General features: G+C 71.3%; 1 protein-coding gene and 1 pseudogene. One reads left to right on the forward strand and one right to left on the reverse strand.

Going from position 1 to position 909, the window contains the following annotated elements; all coding sequences use genetic code 11:
* Positions 1 to 373: pseudogene (locus GT354_RS15415) on the reverse strand (hypothetical protein); the annotation flags it as partial.
* Between the two features lie 161 nt (positions 374 to 534).
* On the opposite strand from GT354_RS15415, the gene GT354_RS15420 reads away from it, so the two are divergent.
* Positions 535 to 747, forward strand: a complete 213-nt coding sequence (locus GT354_RS15420; protein WP_161356884.1) for a DUF4287 domain-containing protein — start codon at positions 535 to 537, stop codon at positions 745 to 747.
* The last annotated feature ends 162 nt before the right edge of the window (positions 748 to 909 follow it).

Below are 909 nucleotides of genomic sequence, written 5' to 3' on the forward strand. Positions count from 1 at the left end.
GCGCCGGCGGCACCCCGCCGCCCTCACCGGCCACGCTCGCGAGCCAGTCGCAGAGCCTGGCCACGTCCGGGCCGTGCAGCGCGTCGGTCTCGGCCAGGATCGGCATCGCGGCGCGCAGCGTGGCCGGTTGCGGAAGGGGTCCGCGCACGTCGGGCTCCAGACCGTACGCGTAGGCCCCGTCCGGGGTTTGGTAGGCGCGGAGTGCGGCGAGCACGCCGTCGGGGGCGTGCTCGACCTCCGAACCCTCGACGTCACTGACGCCCTGGACGCCCTGGGCGCCGAACAGATGGACGAAGCGGCGCTGTTCCAAAACCCGTCCCGACGTCCAGAGGAATCGTCCGGCCCGCTCGATCGTGTCGTCCGTGATCAACATGGCGTCGACGCTAAGCGTCCGGCGTCGCCGCGTCTTGAACGAATCGGACACCGGGCGCGTCGCCCCCGCCGTGAGTCGGTCGTCCCGTCCGGCAACCGCATGTCGGAGGCGGGTGCCAGGATCGTGGTCACCACGCACACGGAGAACAGGAGCACGCCGAGATGACCGACGCCGTGAAAGGCCCTGCCGGTTACTTCCCGTCGATCGAGCAGAAGTACGGTCGGCCGATCGCGGAGTGGAAGGATCTCGTCCGCTCCTCGCCCCTGACCAAGCACATGGAACTCGTGTCCTGGCTCAAGACCGAGCACGGCATGGGGCACGGCCACGCCAACGCCCTCGTCGCCCACACCCTCGCCGAGGACAACGCCACGTGACCCGGTCGGTCGTCGAGCACCGCTAGCGGCCGGGCCGAGCCGATGCGCGGGCACCGCGCGCGAGTGTGCACATACGCACGCCGACCTGGTACTTGCATGGCGAGCCGCACGGGGATGTGTGCGGCGACCCGCAACGCGGCCGGGTGGGCGGACCCGCGCGGT

It is taken from the genome of Streptomyces sp. SID3343 (genome assembly GCF_009865215.1).
In the GTDB taxonomy this organism is placed as follows: domain Bacteria; phylum Actinomycetota; class Actinomycetes; order Streptomycetales; family Streptomycetaceae; genus Embleya.

Excerpts from the sequence above, each read along its gene's own strand:
- GT354_RS15420 (WP_161356884.1), top strand. The coding sequence starts at position 535 with ATGACCGACGCCGTGAAAGGCCCTGCCGGTTACTTCCCGTCGATCGAG.